Origin of the sequence: Pseudomonas sp. StFLB209 (assembly GCF_000829415.1) — a bacterium.
Classification (GTDB): Bacteria; Pseudomonadota; Gammaproteobacteria; order Pseudomonadales; family Pseudomonadaceae; genus Aquipseudomonas.
The window spans coordinates 3,877,278-3,901,463 of record NZ_AP014637.1; the positions used below are offsets into that span (position 1 = coordinate 3,877,278).

The window sequence follows — 24,186 nt, forward strand, 5'->3', positions numbered from 1 at the left end:
CGTCTGGCTTTTATGGACGGCTTCAATATTTTAATTAATCCAGAACTTTCCCACTCGATACCCGGAAACTTCCGATTCTGATCAATGCAAGACTCGAAACTACAGTCTGGTCTCGCCATTGTGCATGCAGTCCAGCTGGCTGTTTTATCACTCATTGAGCAGAGCGCCATCTGGCGTCCGGGAGTTTTCATGACATTTAATGTGGCCATGAGTGGCCTGCGTGCGGCTCACAAGCGGCTGGAAGTGGCGGGTAACAATATTGCCAACGTGGGCACGGTAGGCTTCAAATCTTCGCGTGCGGAATTTTCAGCGCTTTATTCCTCATCTCAGTTGGGCAGCAGTGTGCATAACATTGGTGATGGTGTGCGCCTGGCCAATGTCGCGCAGAACTTCAACGCCGGTGATGCGATGAGCAGCGATGGCGCGCCATTGGATATGCGTATTCAAGGCAGCGGTTTCTTTGTGGTCAGTGAGCGGGGTGCGTTGGGTTATACCCGTGCGGGCGCTTTTCATAAGGATGCTGAGGACTTTATTGTCGACAGTGCCGGTAATCGTCTGCAGGGGTACGGGGTGGATGACGATGGGCGGGTGCTGGTCGGCATGCGCACTGATTTGAAAATCGATACTTCGGTGATGCAGGCACGGGCAACCCGTGAGCTTGAGCAGGCGGTGAATCTGAGTTCAGCCATGCCATCGCTGGCCGCATTGCGCGAGTTCAATCCGGCCGAGCCGGGCAGTTACACCCGGGTCATGACCCGAACCGTACGCGACGCAGGTATTGCTGAAGTGGTCGAAATGGTCGATGCCAGCGGAGTGGTTACCCGGCCGGGCGTCCCAGCGGTGGCGCCAGAGGATCATGAGTTCAGGCAGTATCTGGTCAAGACTGATGCGGATCGCTGGACGTTGTATGTCACCGTGGATGGGCGCAATCCACTGGACGCCGGCTCTGACAAACCCTTGCAGTGGTCGCTGCAAAAGCGGCCTGATGGCTCGGTGGTGCTTACTGGTGGTAGTGAGCACATCAAGAAGGTGTCCGATGCAGAGTTTTCCTTGAGTGGCTGGCAGCCGGCTCGGCAAGTTAATGGGCAGTGGCTGGCCAGTGCCGCGGGGGCGGCAGGCCCATTGGCCCTGCCTTTGATGGATGGGGCTGATCACGCGCTGAGTGAAGTCGATCCGTTGGTGGAGCGTCCGGTGCCAGTGTTCCGGCCAGCGGATCTGGGGTCGTTCAACAAGACTTTTTCCAGCACCCTCCACGACTCATTGGGTAATCCACATGAGTTGCAGCAGTATTTCGTCAAGGACGGCACCAATAGCTGGAAGATGCACGTTCTGGTCAATGGTCGTAACCCGGCTGATCCGCAAAGTGCTGAGCCAGTGACCGCCAGTCTGTTGTTCAATGCCAACGGCACGCTGGCCAGTGTCACAGGGGCTGCTGGTCTCGATCTGGATCGGGGTGCCCTGGTGCTCAAGCATTGGTTGCCGGCGCGGCTCAGTGATGCGTCCGGGCGTGGCTGGGTCGCCAACGGCGCAGCAGCGCATCCTGACGGCGTGCGGATTCAGGTGGATCGCCTGACCCAGCACAACGCTGACACCGCATTGCTTGCCAGTCGCCCCGACGGTCACGCGCCGGGGATGCTGGCCGGAATCGGGATCGGGCGTGATGGTGTATTAAGTGCGGCTTACACCAACGGGCTGCATCGGGCGATTGGTCAGGTCATGCTGGCGCGGTTCGCCAATGAACAAGGCTTGTTGCCGGTCAGTGATACGCGCTGGAGTGCAGCCCAGGCTTCGGGTGCGGCGATGTTTGGTGTGCCGGGAGGTGCGGGAGCCGGAGGTATTGTCGCTCAGTCTCTGGAGGCTTCGAATGTTGAGCTGTCGGCGCAGCTGATAGAGCTGGTTCAGGCGCAGACGGCGTTTCAGGCCAATTCCAAGGCAATCTCAACGCAGACCACGGTGTTGCAGACTTTGATCCAGTCGACCTGAGCGTCAGATCGAGCAGTCTGATTTCACATAAAAACCGTTCAGGCGTGTCCAGCCCCAGCCGGGGCTGGTCTGGGCGCAGATCACGCGGTCGGCACCTTGCCATTTGTAGTAGCGCGCTGGTGCGGCCTGGCTTGGGGCGATGGCGCTCAGCAGGGTCAAGCCCAGCAGGCTGGTGGTCAACAGGCGCAGCCCGGGTTTAATTCGCATGGTGATCACCACTTCATGCTCTGGGTGGGGTCTTGTCACGATAAAACACCTTGCTGCGATTGGCAAAGCTGCGCGGCGCAGTTTTTTGGCGGTCAGTGCCGGGTTGTTGGCCGCCAGCGGCAGTCCTTCGCCGCTTTGGCAAATGAGTGCCTGCCAGCCCGCAAGCGAAGTGCCCGTCAGTGCTGGGGATCAGCGCTTTTGTATCGCTAATGACAAGTTGGTGCAAAAATTGCTTCGCCTGCATCAGTACAGCTACAGACGGCAAGCGTCTGTCGGAGGAGGAAGACTGTGGACAAGTTGCTTTACGTGGCAATGAGCGGTGCGTCGGAAAATGCTCTGGCGCAGAAGGTGCGTGCCAACAACCTGGCGAACGTTTCGACCACCGGTTTTCAGCGTGACTTCGAACAGGCCCGCTCGATGCCGGTGTTTGGCGAAGTCATGCCGTCGCGCGCCTATGCCATGAGCGAACGGCCGGGTACTGACTTTTCCGGTGGCGCCCTGATTGAAACCGGCGGTGACCTGGATATCGCCGTCAAGGGTGACGGCTGGATTGCCGTGCAAACCGCTGACGGTGGCGAAGCCTATACCCGTAGCGCCGGCATGAACATTGACGCGCTGGGTGTGTTGCGCGCCGCCAATGGCCTGCCAGTGATGGGTAACGGTGGCCCGATTGCAGTGCCACCGCAGCAGCAGATCGATATCGGTTCCGACGGCACCATCAGCATTCGCTCGTTGGGAGAAAGCCCGCAGGTCATGGCGCAGATTGACCGCATCAAGCTGGTCAATCCAGCCCTGGCCAACCTGGAAAAAGGCCCTGACGGCTTGATTCACACCAAAGACGGGCGGCCTGCCGAGATGGACGCCAACGTGCGTGTCGAGTCGGGGTTCCTGCAGGCCAGCAACGTTAATGCGGTCGAGGAAATGACCTCGATCCTGGCGTTGTCCCGGCAATTCGAATTACACGTAAAAATGATGAAAACCGCTGAAGAAGACGACCAGGCAATGGCTCGCGTCTTGCAGATTGGCTAACCATTGACAGCTCGCGCCGGTAACCCGGCGCCTGAGGAGAAAACCCATGCTTCCTGCTCTGTACGTCGCCAAAACCGGCCTGGCTGCCCAGGACACCAACCTGACGACCATTTCCAACAACCTGGCCAACGTTTCGACCACCGGTTTCAAGCGTGATCGGGCCGAGTTTCAGGACCTTCTTTACCAGATCAAGCGTCAGCCAGGTGCTCAGTCCACTCAGGACAGTGAGCTGCCGTCCGGCCTGCAGGTCGGTACCGGTGTGCGTATCGTCGGCACTCAGAAGAGCTTCGTGGCCGGCAGCCTGCAGACCACCGAGAACCCGCTGGACATGGCCATCAACGGCCGCGGTTTCTTCCAGATCATGCAGCCCGACGGCACTATCGGCTACACCCGTGACGGTACCTTCCACCTGGATGCCAACGGTCAGATCGTGACTTCCAACGGTTTTGCCCTGGAGCCGGCAGTGGTGGTTCCGCAGGGTGCCCAGACGTTTACCGTGGCTCAGGACGGCACTGTATCGATCACGCTGCCGGGGGCGACAGCGACCCCACAGGTGATCGGTAACATTCAGACTGCCGAGTTCATCAACCCGGCCGGCCTGCAGGCCATTGGCGGCAACCTGTATCTGGAAACCGCTTCCAGCGGTGCGCCGAACGTTGGCCAGCCGGGTCTCAACGGTCTGGGCCCGGTGCTGCAAAATACCCTGGAAAACTCCAACGTCAGCACCGTTGAAGAACTGGTCGACATGATCACTACCCAGCGCGCCTACGAGATGAACTCCAAGGTGATTTCTACCGCTGATCAGATGATGCAGAACCTGGTACAAAACCTGTAAGACCTGATGCACCTGCTCAATCTGCCAAGGCGCCGTCGCGGCGCCTGCTACATCGCGAGGTTTCAAGAGTCATGAAGCGCTTATCTGCTCTGCGTTTTCCCGTGCTGATCGCGCCGCTGTGCGCCGCTGTGCTATTGAGCGGTTGTGTAGCGCCAAACGCCAAGCCCGATGACCCTTATTACGCTCCGGTGTTGCCGCGCACACCGATGTCGGCGGCTGCCAACAATGGCGCGATCTATCAGGCAGGGTTTGAGCAGAATCTGTACGGTGACCGCAAGGCATTCCGGGTTGGTGACATCATCACCATCACGCTGTCGGAGCGGATGGCGGCAAGCAAGGCAGCCAGTTCGGGGTTGAGCAAGGACAGCAATACCAGCGTCGGCCTGACCTCGCTGTTCGGTTCGGGTCTGACCACCAATAATCCGATCGGCAGCAATGACCTGAGCCTCAGTGCCGGCTATGAGGGCAAGCGGGCGACCACCGGTTCCGGTCAGGCTGCGCAGAGCAACAGCCTGACCGGTTCGGTCACTGTTACGGTGGCCGATGTGATGCCCAACGGGATTCTGGCGGTGCGTGGCGAAAAATGGATGACCCTCAACACCGGCAACGAGTTGGTGCGTATCGCCGGCCTGATCCGCGCCGATGACATCGCCACTGATAACACCGTGTCGTCGACCCGTGTCGCCGATGCGCGCATCACCTATTCAGGGACCGGAGCGTTTGCCGATACCAGCCAGCCAGGCTGGTTCGACCGCTTCTTCCTCAGCCCGTTGTTCCCTTTCTGATCGCGGGATAGCCATGATTGCCTTGAAGAAACTGATCGTTGCTGCGCTGCTGATCACCGCGCCTTTCGCGGCCCAGGCCGAACGTCTGAAAGACATTGCCAGTATTTCCGGGGTGCGGACCAACCAGTTGATCGGTTATGGCCTGGTGGTGGGGCTCAACGGTACGGGTGACCAGACCACCCAGACGCCGTTCACCTTGCAGACCTTCAACAACATGCTGGCGCAGTTCGGCATCAAGGTGCCGGCTGGGTCCGGTACGGTGCAGCTCAAGAACGTGGCGGCGGTTGCGGTGTATGCCGACCTGCCGCCGTTCGCCAAACCTGGCCAGGCGGTGGACATTACCGTGTCGTCGATCGGTAACTCCAAAAGCCTGCGCGGCGGCAGCCTGTTGATGACGCCGATGAAAGGTATCGACGGCAACGTCTATGCCATCGCCCAAGGCAATCTGGTGGTGGGCGGCTTTGACGCGGGCGGCGCGGATGGCTCGCGGATCACCGTCAATGTTCCGTCGGCCGGTCGGATCCCTGGCGGCGCAACCGTCGAGCGTGCGGTGCCAAGCGGTTTCAATCAGGGCAATAGTCTGACTCTGAACCTTAACCGCTCCGACTTCACCACGGCCAAGCGTATTGTCGACAAGATCAACGACATGCTTGGCCCAGGCGTGGCTCAGGCGCTGGATGGCGGTTCCGTGCGGGTGACGGCGCCGCTCGATCCGGGGCAGCGCGTCGATTATCTGGCGATTCTGGAAAATATCGAGATCGATCCGGGTCAGGCTTCGGCCAAGGTGGTCATCAACTCGCGCACCGGCACTATCGTGATTGGTCAGAACGTCAAGGTTTCGCCGGCGGCTGTGACCCATGGCAGCTTGACCGTGACCATCACTGAAGACCCGATTGTCAGCCAGCCAGGGGCGTTATCCGGCGGCCAGACCGCTGTAGTGCCGCGCTCGCGGGTCAATGCCCAGCAGGAAATGAAACCGATGTTCAAGTTCGGCCCTGGCACCACGCTGGATGAAATCGTCCGCGCCGTTAACCAGGTCGGTGCCGCGCCAGGTGACTTGATGGCGATTCTCGAAGCTTTGAAACAGGCCGGCGCGCTGCAGGCCGACCTGATCGTGATCTGAGGACGCGCATGATGGATATGCCCAAGGCTCCAGGATCCTCCGTCGTCGACTCCGGTGCCTATACCGACGTCAATCGTCTGGCTTCGCTCAAAGGCAGCGATAAGGACAGCCCGGAAAACCTGCGCAAGGTGGCCCGCGAGTTCGAGTCGCTGTTCGTCAGTCAGATGCTCAAAGCCATGCGCTCGGCCAATGAAGTGCTGGCCAAGGACAATCCGATGAATACTGCCGCTACCCGCCAGTATCAGGACATGTATGACCAGCAATTGGCAGTGACTCTGTCGACCCGTGGTAACGGTATTGGTTTGCAGGATGTGCTAATGCGCCAGTTGTCCAAGGACAAGGGTGTGCAGCATGCGCCGGCCGCGCCGACGGAGTCTGCCGAGGGCAGTGCGGCCGCTGAAAAGGCCGCTAACAAACCGGCCCTGGCAACCTCCATCTATCAGCAACCGTTGTGGGCCAATCGTTCTCACTCGGCAGCCGGCACTGATGCCGCGACCAATGCGTCCGGTCAGGCGCGTAACGACATGGCCATGCTCAACTCGCGGCGCCTGGCGCTGCCGGGCAAGCTCACCGACCGCTTGCTGGCCGGTATCGTACCGTCGGCCACGACCACGGTTCAGGATCAGCCCAATCACCGCATCAACGTGCCCGGCACTGGGTCGAATAAAGAGCTGATTGCCCGTGCCAACGGCGACTGGACGCGCAATCCCGAATTGGCCAATACCCCGGACATCTCCGCGAAGAGAGTGCAGACCCCACTGGCGCCGGCCAAGCGCGCGTTTGGCAATTCCGACCAGTTTGTTGCGACCATGTTGCCGCTGGCCAAGGAGGCAGCAGCGCGTATCGGTGTTGACCCGGTCATGCTGGTGGCCCAGGCGGCGCTGGAAACCGGTTGGGGCAAATCGATCATGCGCCAGAGCGATGGCAGCAGCAGTCACAACCTGTTCGGTATCAAGGCCATGGGCGGCGGCTGGAAAGGCGCCGAGGCGCGGGCGATCACTAGCGAGTTCCGTGACGGCAAGATGGTCAAGGAGACGGCCAACTTCCGTGCCTACGACTCCTACGCTGACAGTTTCCACGACCTGGTGAGCCTGTTGCAGAACAACAGCCGCTATAAAGAAGTGGTCAATTCGGCCGATAACCCGGAACAGTTTGTAAAAGAATTGCAGAAAGCTGGCTACGCCACCGACCCGGACTACGCCAGCAAGATTTCGCAGATCGCCAAGCAGATGAAGAGTTACCAGAATTACGCTGCGGTAACCGACGCTTCCACGACTTTATAAAGGCTTGAACCATGTCGCTGATCAATATTGGACTTTCAGGGCTCAACGCCAGTAGCGCTGCGATTGCCACTATCGGCAACAACACCGCTAACGTCGACACTGCGGGCTACTCGCGGCAGCAGGTCCAGACGACCTCAACGGCGCAGATCAACCTTGGCGTGGGCGTTGGTTACCTCGGCACGGGCACTACGGTGTCTGATGTGCGGCGCATCTATAACGGTTACCTGGAAACCCAGTTGCAGAACGGCACAGCATTGAGTGCAGAAGCCACTGCCTTTTCGACCCAGGCAAACAAGATCGATACCCTGCTGTCGGACAGCAATACCGGTATTGCGACCCAGTTGGCGTCGTTCTTTACCAATTTGCAGGGCATCGCCGCCAATGCGACGCAGTCTTCGCAGCGTGCAGCTTTTCTGGCCCAGGCTTCGTCTTTGGCGTCACGTTTTAACTCCATCTCGGCGCAGATGGTCTCGCAAAACGACAATATCAACAGCCAGCTCAAGAGCCTGGCGGGTAACGTCAACGAGCTGACGAGTACGATCGCCAGCCTGAACAAGCAGATCACCCAGGCCTCGGCCGGTAATACGTCGCCCAACAGCTTGCTCGACTCTCGTAACGAAGCGGTTCGCAAGCTCAATGAGCTGATTGGCGTCAAGGTTGTCGAAAACAATACCGGCTTCGATGTTTACACCGGTACTGGTCAGTCACTGGTCGTGGCTGGAACCTCTTATCGGATGGAGGCCGGTCCGGGGCCGAGTGACCCGAGCCAATTCAATCTGCAGGTCTATTACGGTAATACGCCGACCGATGTCACCGATGTTGTCACCGGCGGCACAATTGGCGGGTTGCTTCGTTATCGCTCCGATGTTCTGGCTCCGGCGGCCAACGAGTTGGGTCGTCTCGGGCTGGTACTTTCCGATCAGGTCAACACGCAACTTTCCCAGGGTATTAACCAAAAGGGTGAGTTCGGGACCAACCTGTTCAGCAATATCAACTCGGCTGACGCGATCACTCAGCGCAGTATCGGCGCGATCCGCAACAGTTCGGGTTCCGGCAACCTGAATGTAACCATTACCGACACGAGTAAGCTGACGGCCGCTGATTATGAGGTCAAGGTCGACTCTTCGGATCTGACCACTACACCGCCTACCACCCTGTACACCGTGCGGCGTCTGCCCAATGGCGAAACCGTTGGTACCGGCGACCTGTATGCCAATCCTGCCCCCAGCTTCGATGGTTTCTCGCTGTCGCTTAGCGGCAATGGCCTGGCGGCCGGTGACACCTTCAAGGTGACCCCGACCCGCAATGGGGCCACAGGTATTTCGGTTGTCATGAGTGATCCGCAGGACTTCGCCGCCGCGGCGCCTCTGACTGCCGCAGCAGGAGTGAGCAACAGCGGCACAGGTGGTTTTACCCAGCCGATGCTTAATACCAAACCCGATATCTACAACGCGACCGGGCTCAATGATCTGCACACTGCCTTGAAAGATGCGACCCCCATGCGTCTGGTCATGGGAACAGCGACCAATGGGGTACAGAGCTATTCGCTGGTCGATGCGAAAGGTGTTGCAGTCAATGATGCCAGTGGCAATGCCATTACCGGTACGATCGTCCAGGGCCAGAGCAATACCCTGAAGTTCAACGTGGGGTATATCGATAGCGCATCGAATTCGAAGTCGTTCGAGTTTGAAATGGTTTTGTCCGGAACGCCCAATGCCAATGACACCTTTAGTGTCGACCTGACTGCGGCAGGTTCTTCTGATAACCGTAATGTTACAGCGCTGGTTGGTTTGCAGACTGAACGTACGGTCGGTGTGTCGGGTGGCAGTGTAGGGGTAAGTCTGTCCAGCGCCTACGGTAGCCTGGTTTCAACTGTCGGCACTCAGGCAGGCCAAGGCAAGCTTGACGTGACTGCGACCGATGCGGTGCTGGCCCAGGCGAAGACCGCACGCGACTCGGTATCCGGCGTATCACTGGATGAAGAGGCCGCCAACCTGATCAAGTATCAGCAGTACTACACCGCGTCGTCGCAGATCATCAAGGCGGCTCAGACCATGTTCAGTACTCTGATCAACGCCCTTTAAGGAGTCGTAGCCCATGCGCATTTCCACCAATCAGATCTACGACGCGTCCAGCGCCAACTACCAGCGTAACTATGCCAAGTTCATCCAGGCGGGCGAGCAGACCACAACGGGTGTAAAGCTCAATAGCGCCAGCGATGATCCGGTGGGGGCGGCACGTGTTTTACAGCTGGCTCAACAGAATTCGATGCTGGACCAGTATGCGTCTAATATCACGACGATCAACTACAACGCAGCCAACACTGAAACTGCGCTGGAAAGTATCGGTACTGCGCTTCAGACAATCAGTGAGTTGGTTATCAAAGGCGGTAACGGTGCCTATACCGATGCTGACAGGATCTCTACGGCTGAACAGATCAAACAGCTGCAGAGTCAACTGCTTGGCTTGATGAATAGCCAGGATGCCAATGGTCGTTATCTGTTCTCCGGGTCCGATGCGGCGCAGCCGCCTTACTCAATGAACTCCGACGGCACCTATAGCTATCACGGTAACCAGACCTCCGTGGGGTTGGCGGTGGGTGATGGACTGATTCTGCCGAGCAACACGACGGGTTGGGAAGCGTTTGACAAGGCGGTCAATACCACTCGTACTTCGCTTACGGCGACTGGTGCGACTCCTAACGATGACAAGTTCAATATGTCCAGCGGTATCGTGTCGTCGACCACCACCTATAATTCCAGCTTCATCGCCGGCCAGCCTTACACACTGAGTATCGTGAGTGGTCCGCAATATGCGATCACCGATGCTGCAGGCAATGATGTGACCGGCGATGCTTCGACTGCTGGCGCATTCAGTTTTGCCAATTCGGAAAATCAGTTGATCACTTTCCGTGGCGTGGATCTGAATCTCAACATCAACCTGTCTGCTGCCGAGTCGGTCGATGCCGCTACTGCTGAAGGTGTGTTGCTGGGGCGCACTTATGAACTGAGCTCAACACCGCCTAGTATCAGCCCGGTACGCAGTGCTGGTAATACGTCGGCAGCGGTCATCACGACGGCTGCGGTGGGTACTACAGCTGCAGAGAAAGAATTGTTCAACACAACTTTCCCAACGGGTGGCGCAGTGTTGAAGTTCGTCCCCGGTGGTTATGAACTTTACGCGGCACCCTTGAGTAACAATAATCCTCCGGTGGCGGTGGGTACTGGATCGGGGCCGACTATCAGTGCGGCGGGTGTCAGCTTTACCATCAGTGGCACGCCTAACGATGGTGATCAGTTTGTGGTCGAGAGCAGTACGCATCAGACCAAGAATGTACTCAATACGTTGACTGACGTAATCAAGGCGTTAACGACTCCGACTGATGGCAGTGCTGTCGGGCTACAGAAGCTCAACGCCTCTCTGAACTCAGCCATGGGCAATATCAATATGGCGCTTGAGCAGTCTTCTACTGCGCGCTCCGCGATTGGAGCAAGGCAGAACGCGGCGACTGATCAAGGCGTCACCAATGATTTGCTCAAAGGTAATAATACGGTCGAGTCGCAGTCATTCACCAAGGCTGACGAAATGGAGGCAGCCACTCAGCTGACTTTGCAGAAAAACATCCTGGCTGCCTCTCAGCAGGTGTTTTTACAGCTTTCCAGTTTGAATCTGTTCAGCAAGCTGTAAGTCGTACTTTTTCAGGCATTCGCCGTCTTTTTTCAGCGGCCGAAGTGGAGGCGTACTGGTTACGCTTCCCGCCGCTTGTGAGTCCTTACCGTGAATTCGACACCGCTCGTCAGTATCGTCATCCCCGCCTTTGACCCGCTGTACTTCGGCGCGGCTCTGCAAAGCGCCCTTGATCAATCTTACTCTCCGTTGGAAATCGTGATCAGCGACGATTGTCCGACGCAAGAAATCTGCAAAATTGTCGAGTCGTTGACCGTGCCTGAAGGGGTGCGTCTGCGTTATCTGCGTAATCAGCAGCGCCTGGGATTCCCTCGTAATCTGGTACATGCAGTCGCTCAGGCCGAAGGCGAATTCATCAAGGTACTGTGCGATGACGACCGGATGTTCGCGGACTGTATCAGGCTGCAGGCGCAGGTGTTGTGTGAACATCTTGACGTTAATCTTGTGTTATGTCAGCGCGTGCTGATTGATGCCAATGACTACGCCCTCCCATCGCGGCTTATCAACTCCCAGATCCATAACTTCGATACGATTTTCAAAGGCGGCGACATGCTGGCGCTGTTGCACAGCTCGCCGACCAATATCCTGGGTAATTTTTCATCTGCTTTGATGCGTACAGCAGATGTGCAAGCGATTCTTGAGGCGCTGACCCAAGAGGGTGTCGAGTTTTGCGCATTGCTGGACTTTGCACTCTTCATTTGTTTGCTACGACGTGGCGAAATGGCCATGTTGCGCTCTGTGTTGAGTGCTGAGCGGATTCATTCAGGACGCTTGAGCAAACAGTCATCCATGATCGAAGCCGCAGGGCGTGAATTGCAGTGGCTATTACAGATGATGGAGGGGCGCGGTGGTGACGATGCGCCTGCCCCAGGCTGGGTGCGTGCAGTGGATCTTGCTCGCGTAGTGGCTGGCCAGCCGCATAAGTGGGAAGAGCTGGCGCTTTTGCGTGCGATGAGTAATCTCATAACTTCACTGGGGTTGCGTGTCGGTAGTGAGAGTGAAAGCTATGATGAGTTCTATGCCGACTGGCTTGCCGCCCGGCGGTTTACTGATGCTGAATTGGCGCAGCTCCCCCGCGCAATTTCTCAATGGCCGCAGAAACCGCGTATTGCAGTCGTCGTTATTGATCTTGAAGGTGATTCTGTTGGTCTGGGTCTGACGCTGGGATCTCTTGAGTCGCAGATGTATGACGTGGCGAACGTTTCGTTAATAGCTCCCAAGTGTCCGCCGATGGATCTTTCGGTCCAGCATCATATGGCGCGCGAAGACTGGGTGACGCAACTCAACGAAATCATTACTTCCATGCATCAGGTCGAGTGGGTTTATCTGCTGCGCCCGGGCGATCAGCTTGTTGAATCTGCACTACTGGTCTTGGCTGAGCGTATTGCCCATCGCCCAGGCATGCTATGCATTTACAGCGATGAAAGCGCATGGAGCGAGGGCGTTTCTCGTGAGCCGGTGTTCAAGCCCGACTTCAATACCGATCTGATGCGCAGTTACCCCTATGTGGGACGAGCTCTGGCGTTTTCTCGTCAGGCCATACTTGATTATGACGGCTTCGACCCGTTTCATGCAGAGCTCGCACCTCAGGATCTGTTATGGAAGCTGGTGGAGGTCCATGGTCCGCAGACCATTGGACATATTGCCGAGATTCAGCTCGCCAGTACTTATACGTTCGCGCAATGGTTATCTGCACCCTGGATGGAGCAACAAAGTCGACAATTGCTTCGGTCGCATCTGGAGCGTATTGGCGTTGAGCACCGTATTCGGGCGGGTGAGTTGTCGTTAATCAGCCGCGTCGATTATCTGAGTGAACATCAGCCGCTGGTGAGTATCGTCATTTCTGTAGGTCGTCGGCTGGCGGTCTTGCAGCGTTGCATCGAGACGCTAATTGAGCAGACGGCTTATAGTCGTTATGAAATTCTCTTGATAGACGATAACGCTGACGATCAGGAGATGGGCGACTGGCTGGCGGCCATGGGGCAACTGGACACAAATCTGTTGCGCGTTGTGCGCACGGACGTTGTCGGTAAAGCTGCGCTCAATAATCTGGCGGCCGACGAGAGTCGTGGTGAATATCTGCTGTTTCTGGGTACCGACACGGTATTTACCCAGTCGCAATGGCTCAGTGAATTACTAAACCATGCGCGGCGTCCTGAGGTCGGGGTGACGGGGGGCAGGATTCTCAATCCGCAGGGTGCAATCATACATGCGGGTCTGATCGTTGGATTGGGTGGCGCAGCCGCCTCGCCTTTCTTGGGGGAGTCTAGCAAGGCGCGTGGCTACATGCAGCGTTTGCAGGCAACCCAGAACTGGAGCGCTATCAGTGCCGATTGCCTGATGGTGCGAAAAGAGGTGTTCGATAGTGTCAATGGCTTTGATGCCGACGCCTTCGCTTCGTGTCTGCATGATGTTGACCTTTGCTTGCGCATTGGCAAACAAGGATATCTGGTGGTCGGCACGCCTTATTCGAGTATCGTCCAGCATCGTTTGCCTGCTGAGCGTTCATTAGCGCAGATTCAAGAGCGCGAGTTGGAACGTGATCATCTTCATTGCCGCTGGATCGATGTCATTGCCAGAGACCCTGCCTATAACCCGAGTCTGAGTCAGGGTCTTTCCAGCTTTGCTCTCAATCCTGGTTTGAACACCGGCTGGAGTCCTTTTTGCTCGCAATCGTTGCCAACCGTGTTGATCATGCCGGTCAATCAAATGGCGACGGGACACTATCGTGTTATCCAGCCGTTGACCGAGTTGCAGGCTGCTGGGCGGGTGGTAGGGCGTACAGTGTTCGATTTCCCATCGTTTGCTGAGATTGAGCGGATTGCGCCGGATGTGATCGTCCTGCAGTGCCGCTATGGCGGTAATGCTCCCGCCTATATCGCCTCTTTGAAGAAATATTCTCGTGCCTTGCGGATATTCGAGCTGGATGATTATGTGATCAAGGCGCCTGTCAAGAATGCCCATGCCAGAAACAAACCGGCTGATACCGAGCAGTGGTTGCGCGAGTCGATCCAGGCCTGCGATCGGGTGGTGGTGACAACTCAGGGACTCAAGGATGCATTGTCAGCCATGCACGATGATATTCGGGTAGTGCCAAATATGCTTGCCCCACATTTGTGGCAGGGGCTTAAAAGCCATCGCAAGACTTCGGCGCGTCCGCGTGTGGGCTGGGGGGGCGGGACCAGCCATACCGGGGATCTTGAGGTCATTGTCGATGTGGTACGACAATTGGCGGACGAAGTTGACTGGGTGTTTTTTGGTATGTGCACCGAGGAGCTTAAACCGTATGTGCGCGAGTTTTATCCACCTGTCGATCTTCAGCGCTACCCTGCCAAACTCGCAAGTCTGAATCTTGACCTTGCTCTGGCGCCACTGGAATTTCATATTTTCAATGACTGCAAGAGCAACTTGCGGTTACTGGAGTATGGTGCTTGTGGTTACCCGGTAGTCTGTACCGACACGGAGGCCTACAAAGGTTTTCTGCCGTGCACCCGAGTCAAGAGCAACAGCACCGAGGAATGGATTGAGGCAATCCGTATGCACTTGGCTGATCCTGAAGCCAGTTATCGCATGGGCGATCAGTTACGCGAGGCGGTGTTTCAGAACTTTATGTTATCAGGCGATAACCTGCGCCATTGGGAGTGGGGCTGGTTACCAGACTGATCCCGCACCGCTGACGGTCAGGCAGTGCCCAGTGCTGCCTGATCGCTTTCTGTCAGAACGTCCCTTGCTGTAATTGGCGCAGTTCCTGCAAGCCCTTCGCTTATCGTCATGAATCCTTCTTCGTTGCACGCAGGAAGGCATGGCCTGGTATGGATGAAGGGTTCTGGCGGCCCAATGCTCAAGAGGAACGCGATGAAGGCAGTCATTCTGGCTGGTGGTCTGGGAACGCGTATCAGTGAAGAGTCGCACCTCAAACCCAAACCGATGATCGAAATCGGCGGCAAGCCAATTCTTTGGCACATCATGAAGCAGTACTCTGCCCACGGCATTCACGACTTCGTGATTTGCCTGGGTTACAAGGGGTATGCGATCAAGGATTTTTTCGCCAATTACTTCCTGCACACCTCCGATGTCACGTTCGACATGCGCAATAACCGCATGGATGTGCACCAGAACTACAGCGAGCCGTGGAGCGTGACCCTCGTCGATACGGGAGAGGAGACCATGACCGGTGGCCGCCTCAAGCGCGCTGGCCGCTATCTGGAAGGTGAAGAGGCCTTCTGCTTTACCTATGGCGATGGCGTCTCGGATCTGGATATCCGTGCTTTGGTCGACTTTCACAAGGCTCATGGCCGCCTGGCGACAGTGACAGCTGTTCAGCCGCCGGGGCGATACGGCGCGCTGGAGTGCTCCGGTGATCAGGTTCTGGGTTTTACCGAGAAGCCGCCAGGTGATGGCGCGTGGATTAACGGTGGCTTCTTCGTGCTGTCGCCCAAGGTCTTGCGTTATATCGAAGGTGACCAGATGCCTTGGGAGTCCGAGCCGTTGGGCCGACTGGCTGCCGAGGGGCAGCTCAATGCCTTCCAGCACACCGGTTTCTGGCATCCGATGGACACCCTGCGCGACAAGAATTATCTGGAGCAACTCTGGCAGAGCGGGGAGGCCCCTTGGAAAATGTGGGGGTGAGCGCGGCCTTCTGGCAGGGCAAGCGTGTTCTGCTGACCGGCCATACCGGTTTCAAGGGTAGTTGGCTGGCGCTGTGGCTAAAGAGTATGGGAGCCTGGGTCACCGGCTTTGCTCTGAATCCACCGACCACGCCAAGTCTGTTCGAGCTGGCCCGGGTCGGCGAGGGGCTCGACGACCGGCGCGGCGACTTGCGTGATCTTGCGGCGCTACTGGATGTTGTGGTCGAAACCCGACCGCAAATTGTTCTGCATCTGGCTGCCCAGCCGCTGGTGCGAGAAGGCTACCGTGATCCGCTGGGGACTTATTCCAGCAATGTCATGGGCACGCTCCATCTGCTGGAAGCCATCCGTCAGGTCGGCGGTGTCAAAGCGTGCGTGCTGGTCACCACCGACAAGGTCTACGCCAACCAGGAATGGGCTTGGCCTTACCGGGAAAATGAAGCGCTTGGCGGGCATGATCCTTACAGCAGTAGCAAAGCCTGTTGCGAGTTACTGGCGCAGTCCTACGCGGCTTCGTTCTTTGCGCCTGAGCAATACGCAGAGCATGGCTTTGCCATGGCCACTGCACGCGCCGGCAATGTACTGGGTGGTGGCGATTTTGCCGCTGAGCGGCTGATACCTGACGTACTCAGGTCCTGGTCGGCTGGCCAGCCGGTAACCTTACGGTACCCGCAGGCAGTCAGGCCTTGGCAGCACGCACTGGAGCCTTTGGCGGGTTATCTGCAACTGGCCCACGGGCTCTTTGAGCAAGGCACGGCCTTTTCCGGTGCCTGGAACTTTGGGCCGGGTGAAGCCGACATGTGCAGCGTTGGTGAGGTAGTTCGGCTGTTGTCCGCGCGTTGGCCGCAAGCTGCCGGTATTCAGATCGAGCCCGTCACCTTGCATGAAGCCGGGTTATTGCGCCTGGACAGCAGCCGTGCGCGTCAGTTACTGGGCTGGCAGCCGCGCTGGTCGCTGGCACAATGTCTGGAGCATACCTTGAACTGGCACTTGGCCTGGCAGGCTGGCGCAGATATGCATCAGGTGACCCTTGAGCAATTGAATCTGTTTCGGGGGTGCCCGTGAGCGAGTTTGGATTGCAGGCGTTACCGCTGGCCGGGCTGGCACTGGTGCGCCACAAGCGTCATGAAGATGCTCGCGGGCATTTCTCCCGGCTATTTTGTGAAGGCAGTCTGGCTACGTTCGGTTATCCCTTTCACATCCGCCAGATAAATCACTCTTGCACCCGTGAGGCGGGCAGTGTTCGCGGTCTGCATTACCAGGACGGGCAACAGCCCGAAGCCAAACTAATCAGTTGTCTGCGCGGCGAAGTCTGGGACGTAGCAGTTGATCTGCGTCCGGACTCGGCAACCTATCTACATTGGCACGCACAACACCTGCGCGTCGGTGATGGCTGCGGGTTGCTGATCCCGGCAGGGTTTGCCCACGGATTTCAGGCCCTGAGTGACGACGTCGAACTGCTTTATCTGCACAGTGCTGACTATAGTCCTGAAGCCGAGGGGGGGTTGTCGGTGCACGATCCGCGGTTGGCGATCAACTGGCCGCTACCTGTCAGAAATCTGTCGGTGCGCGACAGTTCACACCCGCTGCTGGATGCTTCTTTTACTGGAGTTCGCTTATGAACTGCCGAGGTTGCGGCGCCCCTCTGAGTCTGCCGCTGATCGACTTGGGAACGTCACCACCCTCCAATGCTTACCTTTTGGCTAGACAACTGGAACACGCTGAGCAGTGGGTGCCGTTGAAAGTTCAGGTCTGTGAGCAGTGCTGGTTGGTGCAGACCGAGGATTACACCCAAGCAGACAGCCTGTTCGACGCCGACTATGCTTACTTCAGTTCGTTCTCCAGTACTTGGCTGGCGCATGCCGAGCGCTATGTGCATGAGATGGTCGAGCGTTTTGGCCTGAGCACTGACAGTCGGGTAGTTGAAGTGGCGGCCAATGACGGTTACCTGTTGCAGTATGTCGCTGCGCGCGGCATCGCTTGCCTCGGTGTCGAGCCTACCCATAGCACGGCCCAGGCCGCTCGCGCCAAGGGGCTGGATATTCGCGAGTTGTTTTTCGGCCAGCAGACCGCGCAGTCTCTGGTTGCCGAAGGCTGGTCTGCCGATCTGATGGCGGCCAACAATGTGCTGGCCCACGTGCCGGACATCAACGACTTTCTTAGTGGCTTTGCCACGTTGCTAAAGCCGCATGGCGTGGCAACGTTCGAGTTTCCGCACCTGTTGACGCTGATGGCTGGTGCGCAGTTCGACACCTTGTACCACGAGCATTATTCCTACTTGTCACTTACCGCCGTGCAGATTTTGTGTCGGCGCAATCGCCTGCGCATTTTCGATGTTCAGCAATTGCCTACCCATGGAGGCTCATTGCGAGTGTTTGTGCAGCGTAGCGATGGGCCGCCGCGCGCGATTGAGCCATCAGTTGAGTGGGTTCTGGCTCAAGAGCAGGCCGTAGGGGTCACTACCAGGGCGTATTACGCAACCCTGGCGCCGGCTGCCGAGCGTATCAAGCATCAGTTGTTGAGCTTTTTGTTGCAAGCCAAGGCTGAGGGCAAGCGCGTAGTCGGCTATGGCGCTGCGGCCAAGGGCAATACGCTACTCAACTACGCTGGCATCAAGACCGACCTGCTGGCCAGTGTGGCAGATGCCAGCCCGCACAAACAGGGTAAGTTCCTGCCAGGCAGTCGCATTCCTGTGATAGCGCCTGAGCAGTTGCTGGCTGAGCGGCCCGATTACGTGCTTGTCTTGCCGTGGAACCTGCTCGATGAGGTGCGTCGGCAGTATCCGCAGGTGCATGAATGGGGTGGCCGGTTCGTCATCGCGGTGCCGGAGCTGACCCTGCTATGAGTGGTCAGAGGGTATTGGTTACCGGTGCCACCGGGTTTGTCGGCCGGCATCTGGTTCAGGCGTTGCTTGATGGCGGTTGTCAGGTACGTGCCGTGGCACGCGATCAGCACAAGGCCCTGCGCATGCCGTGGTTCGACAGGGTCGAGTTCGTCGCGGCGGATGTTCACGCATTGGACCTGGATGTTGTCGCGCTTGCCCAAGGTGTCGATGTGCTGGCGCATCTGGCTTGGCCAGGGCTGCCGGCGTATCAGGGGCTGTTTCATTTTGAGCGCAACCTGTTCGCCGACTACACCTTCATCAAGTCGGCGGTGCAGGCCGGTATCACTCAAATCATGGTCACCGGTACCTGTTTTGAATATGGCTTGCAGAACGGCGAACTGAGCGAAAACACTGAGGCACGGCCGGTCAATCCTTATGGACTGGCCAAGCACACCCTGCGGCTGTTCCTTGAAGCGTTGCAGCGTGAGCAGTCGTTTACTTTGCAGTGGGTGCGGCTGTTCTATTTGTATGGTGAGGGGCAAAACCCCAATAGCCTGCTGGCCAGTCTGGAAAGGGCCATTGATACCGGTGCTGAGTCCTTCGATATGTCGGCAGGCGATCAATTGCGTGATTATCTGCCCATCGAGCAAGCTGCCGCTCACATGGCGGCGGTCGTTCAGAAAGCGGATTTCAACGGGATACTCAACTGCTGCAGTGGTCGGCCGGTTTCTGTCCGTGCGTTGGTAGAGGCGCAGGTCGCCCGGCGTCATGCCGATATCCATATCAATCTTGGCCATTACCCCTACTCAGTACATGAGCCGCTGGCTTTCTGGGGTGATGTGCGCCGTCTACAACAGTTACTCGGAGCTGAGCATGCACAATGAGTTGTATCGGGCCAGCGGTTTGCCGGTCTTGCAGAACCGCACCTTTGCCGACCAGGCTACAGCCAAGGCTTATGCCAGTGCCGATGTCGTGCTGGTGCAGGATCTGCACAGTGGGCTTGTGTACAACGCTGCCTTCGATCCGCAAAAACTCAGCTACGACAGCGATTATCAGAACGAGCAGGCGCATTCGGCACACTTTAAGGCGCACCTCGAAGCAGTCGAGCATATCGTCAAGCAGCACTTCGTCGGCCAGCGGCTGATCGAGGTGGGGTGTGGCAAGGGCTATTTTCTTGAGCAATTGCGTGGCAAGGGCTTCGATATCGTGGGCATCGATCCGGCATACGAGGGCGACAACCCACATGTGCTAAAGGCGCCTTTCACGCCGGACGCCGGTCTGTCAGCCGATGCAGTGGTGTTGCGCCATGTGCTTGAACATATCCCTGACCCGCTCGCTTTCCTGCATATCATCGCGCAAGCCAATGACGGTGGGCGTATCTACATCGAAGTCCCGTGTCTGGACTGGATTCTCGAACATCGCGCCTGGTTCGATGTGTTCTACGAGCATGTGAACTACTTCCGCATCGAGGATTTCCGTCGGATGTTCGCCACTGTCGATGAGGCAGGGCATCTGTTTGGGGGCCAATACCTTTATGTGGTGGCCGATCTGGCCAGTCTACGCGATAGCTTGCCGCCCGCCGAGCCCGTTCAGGTGCCGGACAATTTCTGCCACAGCATCGGCCGTGCCTTGCAGATTGCCCAGGTTGACGGTGGTCAGCCAGTGGGTATTTGGGGCGCCTCGTCCAAGGGCGTGATCTATTCGCTGTTTCTGCAACGTGCCGGGGTCAGTGTGGACCAGATCGTTGATATCAACCCGGCCAAGCAGGGACGTTATCTTCCGTTGAGTGGCTTGCGTGTTTCCTCACCTGAAGAAGCCATGCAGGCGTTGCCGGCCGGAGCACATTTGTTTGTGATGAATTCCAACTATCTGGATGAAATCAGGCACATGACCGATGAGCGCTATGTGTATCACGCCGTCGATGATGCCACATTCCAGTAATTTTCCTTCGAGGTTGAACATGACCAGTATCCAGGCTCAAGAGTTCGCAGCGCAGAATGAGGCTGATATCCAGGCTCAGGGTGAAAACCAGAAACTGCGGGCACTGGCGACCGATTTTTTCAATGAGTCGGCGCAACACAAGTACAGCTATCACTTTTCCTGGATGGGCCGTCCCATCATCCAGTTGCCCCAAGACATGGTGGCCATGCAGGAGATCATCTGGGACGTTCGTCCGGATTTGATCATTGAATGTGGCATTGCCCATGGTGGTTCGCTGATCTACTACGCGTCGATGCTCGAACTGCTCGGTCATGGCGAGGTGCTGGGTATCGATGTGGATATCCGCCCTCATAACCGTGAGGCTATCGAAAGCCACCCGATGTTCAAGCGTATCGCCATGATCGAAGGCTCCAGCATTGATGCCGGCATTGCTGAACAGGTTCGTGCCCAGGCGATCGGCAAGAAGGTGATTCTGGTGCTGGATTCAAACCACACCCACGAGCATGTGCTTGAAGAGCTGCGCCTGTATGCGCCACTGGTCAGCGTGGGTAGCTACTGTGTAGTTATGGACACCGTGGTCGAGGATATGCCGGCTGAGGCATTCCCTGATCGTCCATGGGGGCCGGGTGACAATCCAAAAACGGCGGTCTGGGAGTATCTGAAGGAAAATACCGATTTCCAGATCGATCAGCGGTTGAACAATAAACTGCTGATTTCGGTTGCGCCGGATGGTTATCTGCTGCGCGTCAAGTAACCGATGCCGAATCTTTCACCAGGCCGCGCGCCGGGTTCAGGGAAAACACAAATGCAGTCGCATGTTTTGGATAATCCAGGCTCCCTGAAGGAGCTGTTCACTCTGGTTTTGATCACCCACAATCGCAATGCGTTTCTCAGGCGCACCCTTGAGTACTATCGCGGCTTTACTGGACGACTACTGGTTTTGGACTCGTCCGATCAGGGTGATTCGGCGCTGAGCGAACAGTATCCCTTTATCGATTATCACCATCTGCCCCAGCTGTCTTACGGGAGTCTTCAGGAAAAGCTGGCCTATGGCTCGTCTGTGGTGACAACGCCATTCATGGCCTTTGCACCTGATGATGATTTCATGCTTCATGATGCGTTGGCCCAGTGTGTGGCATTTCTGCAGGCCAACCCCGACTATGGCATGTGCCATGGCTACGGGATGATGTATCTGGCGCGCGGCGCCGAGGTTCTGTATTTCCGGCGGGAAATGAAAGTTCAGGAAGATTATGGCTCCGATTGCGCTGCGCAGCGGGTTATGGACTTCATGGCGCAGTTCCTGCCGCCATTCTATGCCGTAACCCGTACCGAGTTACTGCGTAGTTGGCACCGGTCGATGCCGGCGGGAGTCAGTTTCGAATGGCAGGAAGTGGGCCACTCTTTTTATCTGTTGGCCAGTGCCAAGGCGCGGATTCTGGATATTCCCTACATTGTCAGGGAAATCAACTACGGTGGTTCCGACCACAGTACCAACGTCCTGACCGTCCTGGCGCCGCTCGATGCCCAATCGGTGGCGGGGCGCGAGGAGTTCGCCGCGTTCCTGACATCCTTGCCGACCGGGATCAGTGAGCTTGAGCCAGGCGCTGCCAGGCAGCTTGCGCTGGACAGCTTTGCAGCCATGGCCGACTGTCTCCTGCATGGCCGCTCGCTAAGGATGAGCCGCATTTTCCGCTCGCAATGGCAGCAACCTGGCGCCGAACCTGTGCGTCACTTCGACCTGATCCAGTTTGTCGAAATGCCGTTCTACAACAAGGCTTTTTTCGACAGATTGACCGAGATCGAGTTTCTTATTCATTCGATGCCGGCAAACCGCCAGCAGATGCTTGAGCTTGAGGGGGTGCTGGTCCAGCAGCAGGAACTGATGCAGCAGTACCCCAACGACACTCAGGAAACGTTGCGTGCCCGTCTGTGGCGGGCTTTGAGTCTCGGCGTCTTCAATCTTGATGTGGTCGACAGGCTGATTCCTGCACTGCAGGCTGGCAGTACTCCTGAAGAACTTGACGAGGCTGAAAACCTCAAGGCCTGGGCGCAGCGAGTCAGGTCGGTGGCTGTTGTGGACCGCAAGGCGATGTTCGACAACATGCACAGTGGGCGCTTGATCAAGTGGCTTGATGATCGTCGGCCCACTGTGCGGCAGGTCGGTGAAGCTGACAGGCTGTTGCAGCAAAGCGGTCCACAGATCGAGATTCTGCTGCTTGATCTGGATAACGACGCTGATGCTCTGCAGGCAACCTTTGACAGCTTGCTGGCGTCTAATCTGAAGACCTTCAAGGTCGTGGTCCTGATGACCGGAGACCTGCCGGCTAACACCCGTCGCAAGGACACGGTGCATTTCGTCAAGGTCAAATCCGGACGTCACGTTGAGCAGCTCAATGAATTGGCAGCCGGGTCTTCGGCAGACTGGCTGCTGTTGGCCAAGGCCGGTGAGGTGTTCACTGCAACAGGGCTGTTGCGGGCCGCACTGGAATTGCGTGCGGCGCCAGAGTGCCGTGCGGTTGCGATGGATGAGGTTCATCGCCAGGAAGATGGCTCGTTGCGCGATGTGTTGCGCCCAGGCTTCAATCTCGATCTGCTCTTGAGTGTGCCGGACCTTATGGCCGGGCATTGGCTGATTCGTCGTGATGTGTTTCTCGAGGCTGGTGGTTACTCCGCCAGGTTTGCTGAGGCGCTGGAGTTCGATCTGGTTTTGCGTCTGATTGAGGGCGGTGGCATGAGTGGGCTGGCCCATCTTGCCGAACCGCTGTTGATCTGTAAGGCCCCGGAGCGGGTCGAGAACGAGCAGCAAAGCCAGACTCTGGTTCGTCACCTTGAAGTGCGTGGCTACCAAGCCCAGGTCAGTTCAACCAGGCCCGGCAACTGGCAAATCGATTATCGCCATGCCCGACGTCCGCTGGTGTCGATCATCCTGCGCAGTGAAGATAATTTCGAAGTCTTGCAGCTTTGCCTGATTAGCGTATTACAGCGTACTCGTTATCAACAGCATGAGATTCTGATTGCCGACAACCACAGTCGCGACCCGCGCCTGCATCAGTGGCTCGATGAGCTTCAGGCCAAGGGTGAGCGAATCAGGACGCTACGGCTGGAACAAGGCGTCAATACCGCCGCGCTTTACAATCTGGCCAGCCAGCAGGCTCGGGGTGAGTACTTGCTGTTCCTGGCGCCCGACGCTCAGGTGGTGACCGCCAACTGGGTCGACAGCCTACTCAATCAGGCACAGCGCCCTGAGGTCGCGATCGTAGGGGCGAAACTGGTCGACAGCAAGGGTGTATCCACTCAGGCAGGTCTTCTGCTTGGCCAAGACAATGGGGTGGCGGCAGCGTTTGTCGGCGAAGGCAAGGATTCACCAGGCTATATGGATCGTGCGCTTGTCGAACAGAACTGTAGCGCGGTGTCCTGGGCTTGCATGATGGTCCGCAAAGAGCTGTTTGATGCTGCCGGTGGTTTCGATGAGGTGGCGTTCGGTCAGGGCTTTGCCGATGTCGATCTGTGTCTGAAACTGGGAGAGGCGGGTTATCTGACCGTCCTGACCCCTCAGGCTCAGGTGCTGCACAGTGGTGAGGTGGTGCCGGTCGCAACAGCGCTCGACGCATTGCGCAGTAAGTGGTCCGGGCCTCTGCAGCAGGATCCGCTCGGCAATGAGAACCATCTTCATTCCCAGCGGGAGTCCTGGCTCAAGGATGGGGCGGTTGACTGGGATCAGTTGCTCGGTTGACACACGGATGCTTTACCAAGGCCGCGAACACGAGTAGTGTTCGTGGCCTTTTTATTTGTCGCGCATGGCAGATGGCTTTGTTGCAAATCGTGACATTGGGCGTGACCTAGACTCGGCAGCGGGCATCT

General features: G+C 57.4%; 18 protein-coding genes. 17 read left to right on the forward strand and 1 reads right to left on the reverse strand.

The annotated features are described in order from the left end of the window. Window positions 1-189 precede the first annotated feature (189 nt). Window positions 190-1,983 (forward strand): flagellar hook protein FlgE, encoded by a 1,794-nt coding sequence (locus tag PSCI_RS17380; protein ID WP_045489358.1) that lies wholly within the window; start codon window positions 190-192, stop codon window positions 1,981-1,983. Between the two features lie 3 nt (window positions 1,984-1,986). Here the strand turns inward: PSCI_RS17380 and PSCI_RS17385 are convergent, their stop codons facing one another. Beyond that, window positions 1,987-2,190 (reverse strand): hypothetical protein, encoded by a 204-nt coding sequence (locus PSCI_RS17385; RefSeq protein ID WP_045494505.1) that lies wholly within the window; start codon window positions 2,188-2,190, stop codon window positions 1,987-1,989. A gap of 288 nt (window positions 2,191-2,478) precedes the next feature. On the opposite strand from PSCI_RS17385, the gene PSCI_RS17390 reads away from it, so the two are divergent. The 16 genes from PSCI_RS17390 to PSCI_RS17465 all read left to right on the forward strand — a co-directional run bounded on the left by PSCI_RS17390 (window position 2,479) and on the right by PSCI_RS17465 (window position 24,058). Beyond that, the gene (locus PSCI_RS17390) at window positions 2,479-3,219 is read left to right on the forward strand and encodes a flagellar basal body rod protein FlgF (protein ID WP_045489360.1); all 741 of its coding nucleotides are present in this window, start codon (window positions 2,479-2,481) and stop codon (window positions 3,217-3,219) included. Between the two features lie 46 nt (window positions 3,220-3,265). Further along, on the forward strand, window positions 3,266-4,054 hold the full coding sequence (gene flgG, locus PSCI_RS17395; protein ID WP_045489363.1) for a flagellar basal-body rod protein FlgG: 789 nt from the start codon (window positions 3,266-3,268) through the stop codon (window positions 4,052-4,054). Between the two features lie 71 nt (window positions 4,055-4,125). Further along, a complete protein-coding gene (gene flgH, locus PSCI_RS17400) occupies window positions 4,126-4,839 on the forward strand; it encodes a flagellar basal body L-ring protein FlgH (protein WP_045489365.1) in 714 nt (237 codons plus the stop codon). A gap of 13 nt (window positions 4,840-4,852) precedes the next feature. Continuing rightward, window positions 4,853-5,962, forward strand: a complete 1,110-nt coding sequence (locus PSCI_RS17405; protein WP_045489368.1) for a flagellar basal body P-ring protein FlgI — start codon at window positions 4,853-4,855, stop codon at window positions 5,960-5,962. 11 nt (window positions 5,963-5,973) lie between these two features. Beyond that, complete coding sequence (gene flgJ, locus PSCI_RS17410; protein ID WP_045489372.1) at window positions 5,974-7,245, forward strand: flagellar assembly peptidoglycan hydrolase FlgJ; 1,272 nt, start codon at window positions 5,974-5,976, stop codon at window positions 7,243-7,245. 11 nt (window positions 7,246-7,256) lie between these two features. Further along, a complete protein-coding gene (gene flgK / locus PSCI_RS17415) occupies window positions 7,257-9,329 on the forward strand; it encodes a flagellar hook-associated protein FlgK (RefSeq protein ID WP_045489375.1) in 2,073 nt (690 codons plus the stop codon). 13 nt (window positions 9,330-9,342) lie between these two features. Continuing rightward, window positions 9,343-10,932, forward strand: a complete 1,590-nt coding sequence (locus PSCI_RS17420; RefSeq protein ID WP_045489378.1) for a flagellar hook-associated protein 3 — start codon at window positions 9,343-9,345, stop codon at window positions 10,930-10,932. A gap of 90 nt (window positions 10,933-11,022) precedes the next feature. Continuing rightward, window positions 11,023-14,595 carry a glycosyltransferase gene (locus tag PSCI_RS17425; RefSeq protein WP_045489379.1) on the forward strand — a complete coding sequence of 1,191 codons (3,573 nt, stop codon included), beginning with the start codon at window positions 11,023-11,025 and terminating at the stop codon, window positions 14,593-14,595. Window positions 14,596-14,787: 192 nt separating this feature from the next. Beyond that, on the forward strand, window positions 14,788-15,561 hold the full coding sequence (gene rfbF / locus PSCI_RS17430) for a glucose-1-phosphate cytidylyltransferase (RefSeq protein WP_045489381.1): 774 nt from the start codon (window positions 14,788-14,790) through the stop codon (window positions 15,559-15,561). Next, complete coding sequence (gene rfbG, locus PSCI_RS17435; RefSeq protein ID WP_373568471.1) at window positions 15,552-16,625, forward strand: CDP-glucose 4,6-dehydratase; 1,074 nt, start codon at window positions 15,552-15,554, stop codon at window positions 16,623-16,625. The genes rfbF and rfbG overlap by 10 nt, the downstream gene beginning before the upstream one ends. Continuing rightward, entirely contained in the window at window positions 16,622-17,182 is a 561-nt protein-coding gene (locus tag PSCI_RS17440) for a dTDP-4-dehydrorhamnose 3,5-epimerase family protein (protein WP_045489386.1), read from the forward strand. Before rfbG ends, PSCI_RS17440 begins: the two co-directional genes overlap by 4 nt. After that, window positions 17,179-18,405: a class I SAM-dependent methyltransferase gene (locus PSCI_RS17445; RefSeq protein ID WP_045489388.1), complete on the forward strand. Its 1,227-nt coding sequence runs from the start codon at window positions 17,179-17,181 to the stop codon at window positions 18,403-18,405. Before PSCI_RS17440 ends, PSCI_RS17445 begins: the two co-directional genes overlap by 4 nt. Then, on the forward strand, window positions 18,402-19,268 hold the full coding sequence (locus PSCI_RS17450) for an NAD-dependent epimerase/dehydratase family protein (RefSeq protein ID WP_045489393.1): 867 nt from the start codon (window positions 18,402-18,404) through the stop codon (window positions 19,266-19,268). The genes PSCI_RS17445 and PSCI_RS17450 overlap by 4 nt, the downstream gene beginning before the upstream one ends. Further along, a complete protein-coding gene (locus tag PSCI_RS17455) occupies window positions 19,258-20,325 on the forward strand; it encodes a class I SAM-dependent methyltransferase (RefSeq protein ID WP_045489396.1) in 1,068 nt (355 codons plus the stop codon). Before PSCI_RS17450 ends, PSCI_RS17455 begins: the two co-directional genes overlap by 11 nt. Window positions 20,326-20,344: 19 nt before the next feature. Beyond that, window positions 20,345-21,079, forward strand: coding sequence for a cephalosporin hydroxylase family protein (locus PSCI_RS17460; RefSeq protein ID WP_045489399.1), 735 nt, complete (start codon window positions 20,345-20,347; stop codon window positions 21,077-21,079). A gap of 51 nt (window positions 21,080-21,130) precedes the next feature. Then, the gene (locus PSCI_RS17465) at window positions 21,131-24,058 is read left to right on the forward strand and encodes a TIGR00180 family glycosyltransferase (protein ID WP_045489402.1); all 2,928 of its coding nucleotides are present in this window, start codon (window positions 21,131-21,133) and stop codon (window positions 24,056-24,058) included. The last annotated feature ends 128 nt before the right edge of the window (window positions 24,059-24,186 follow it).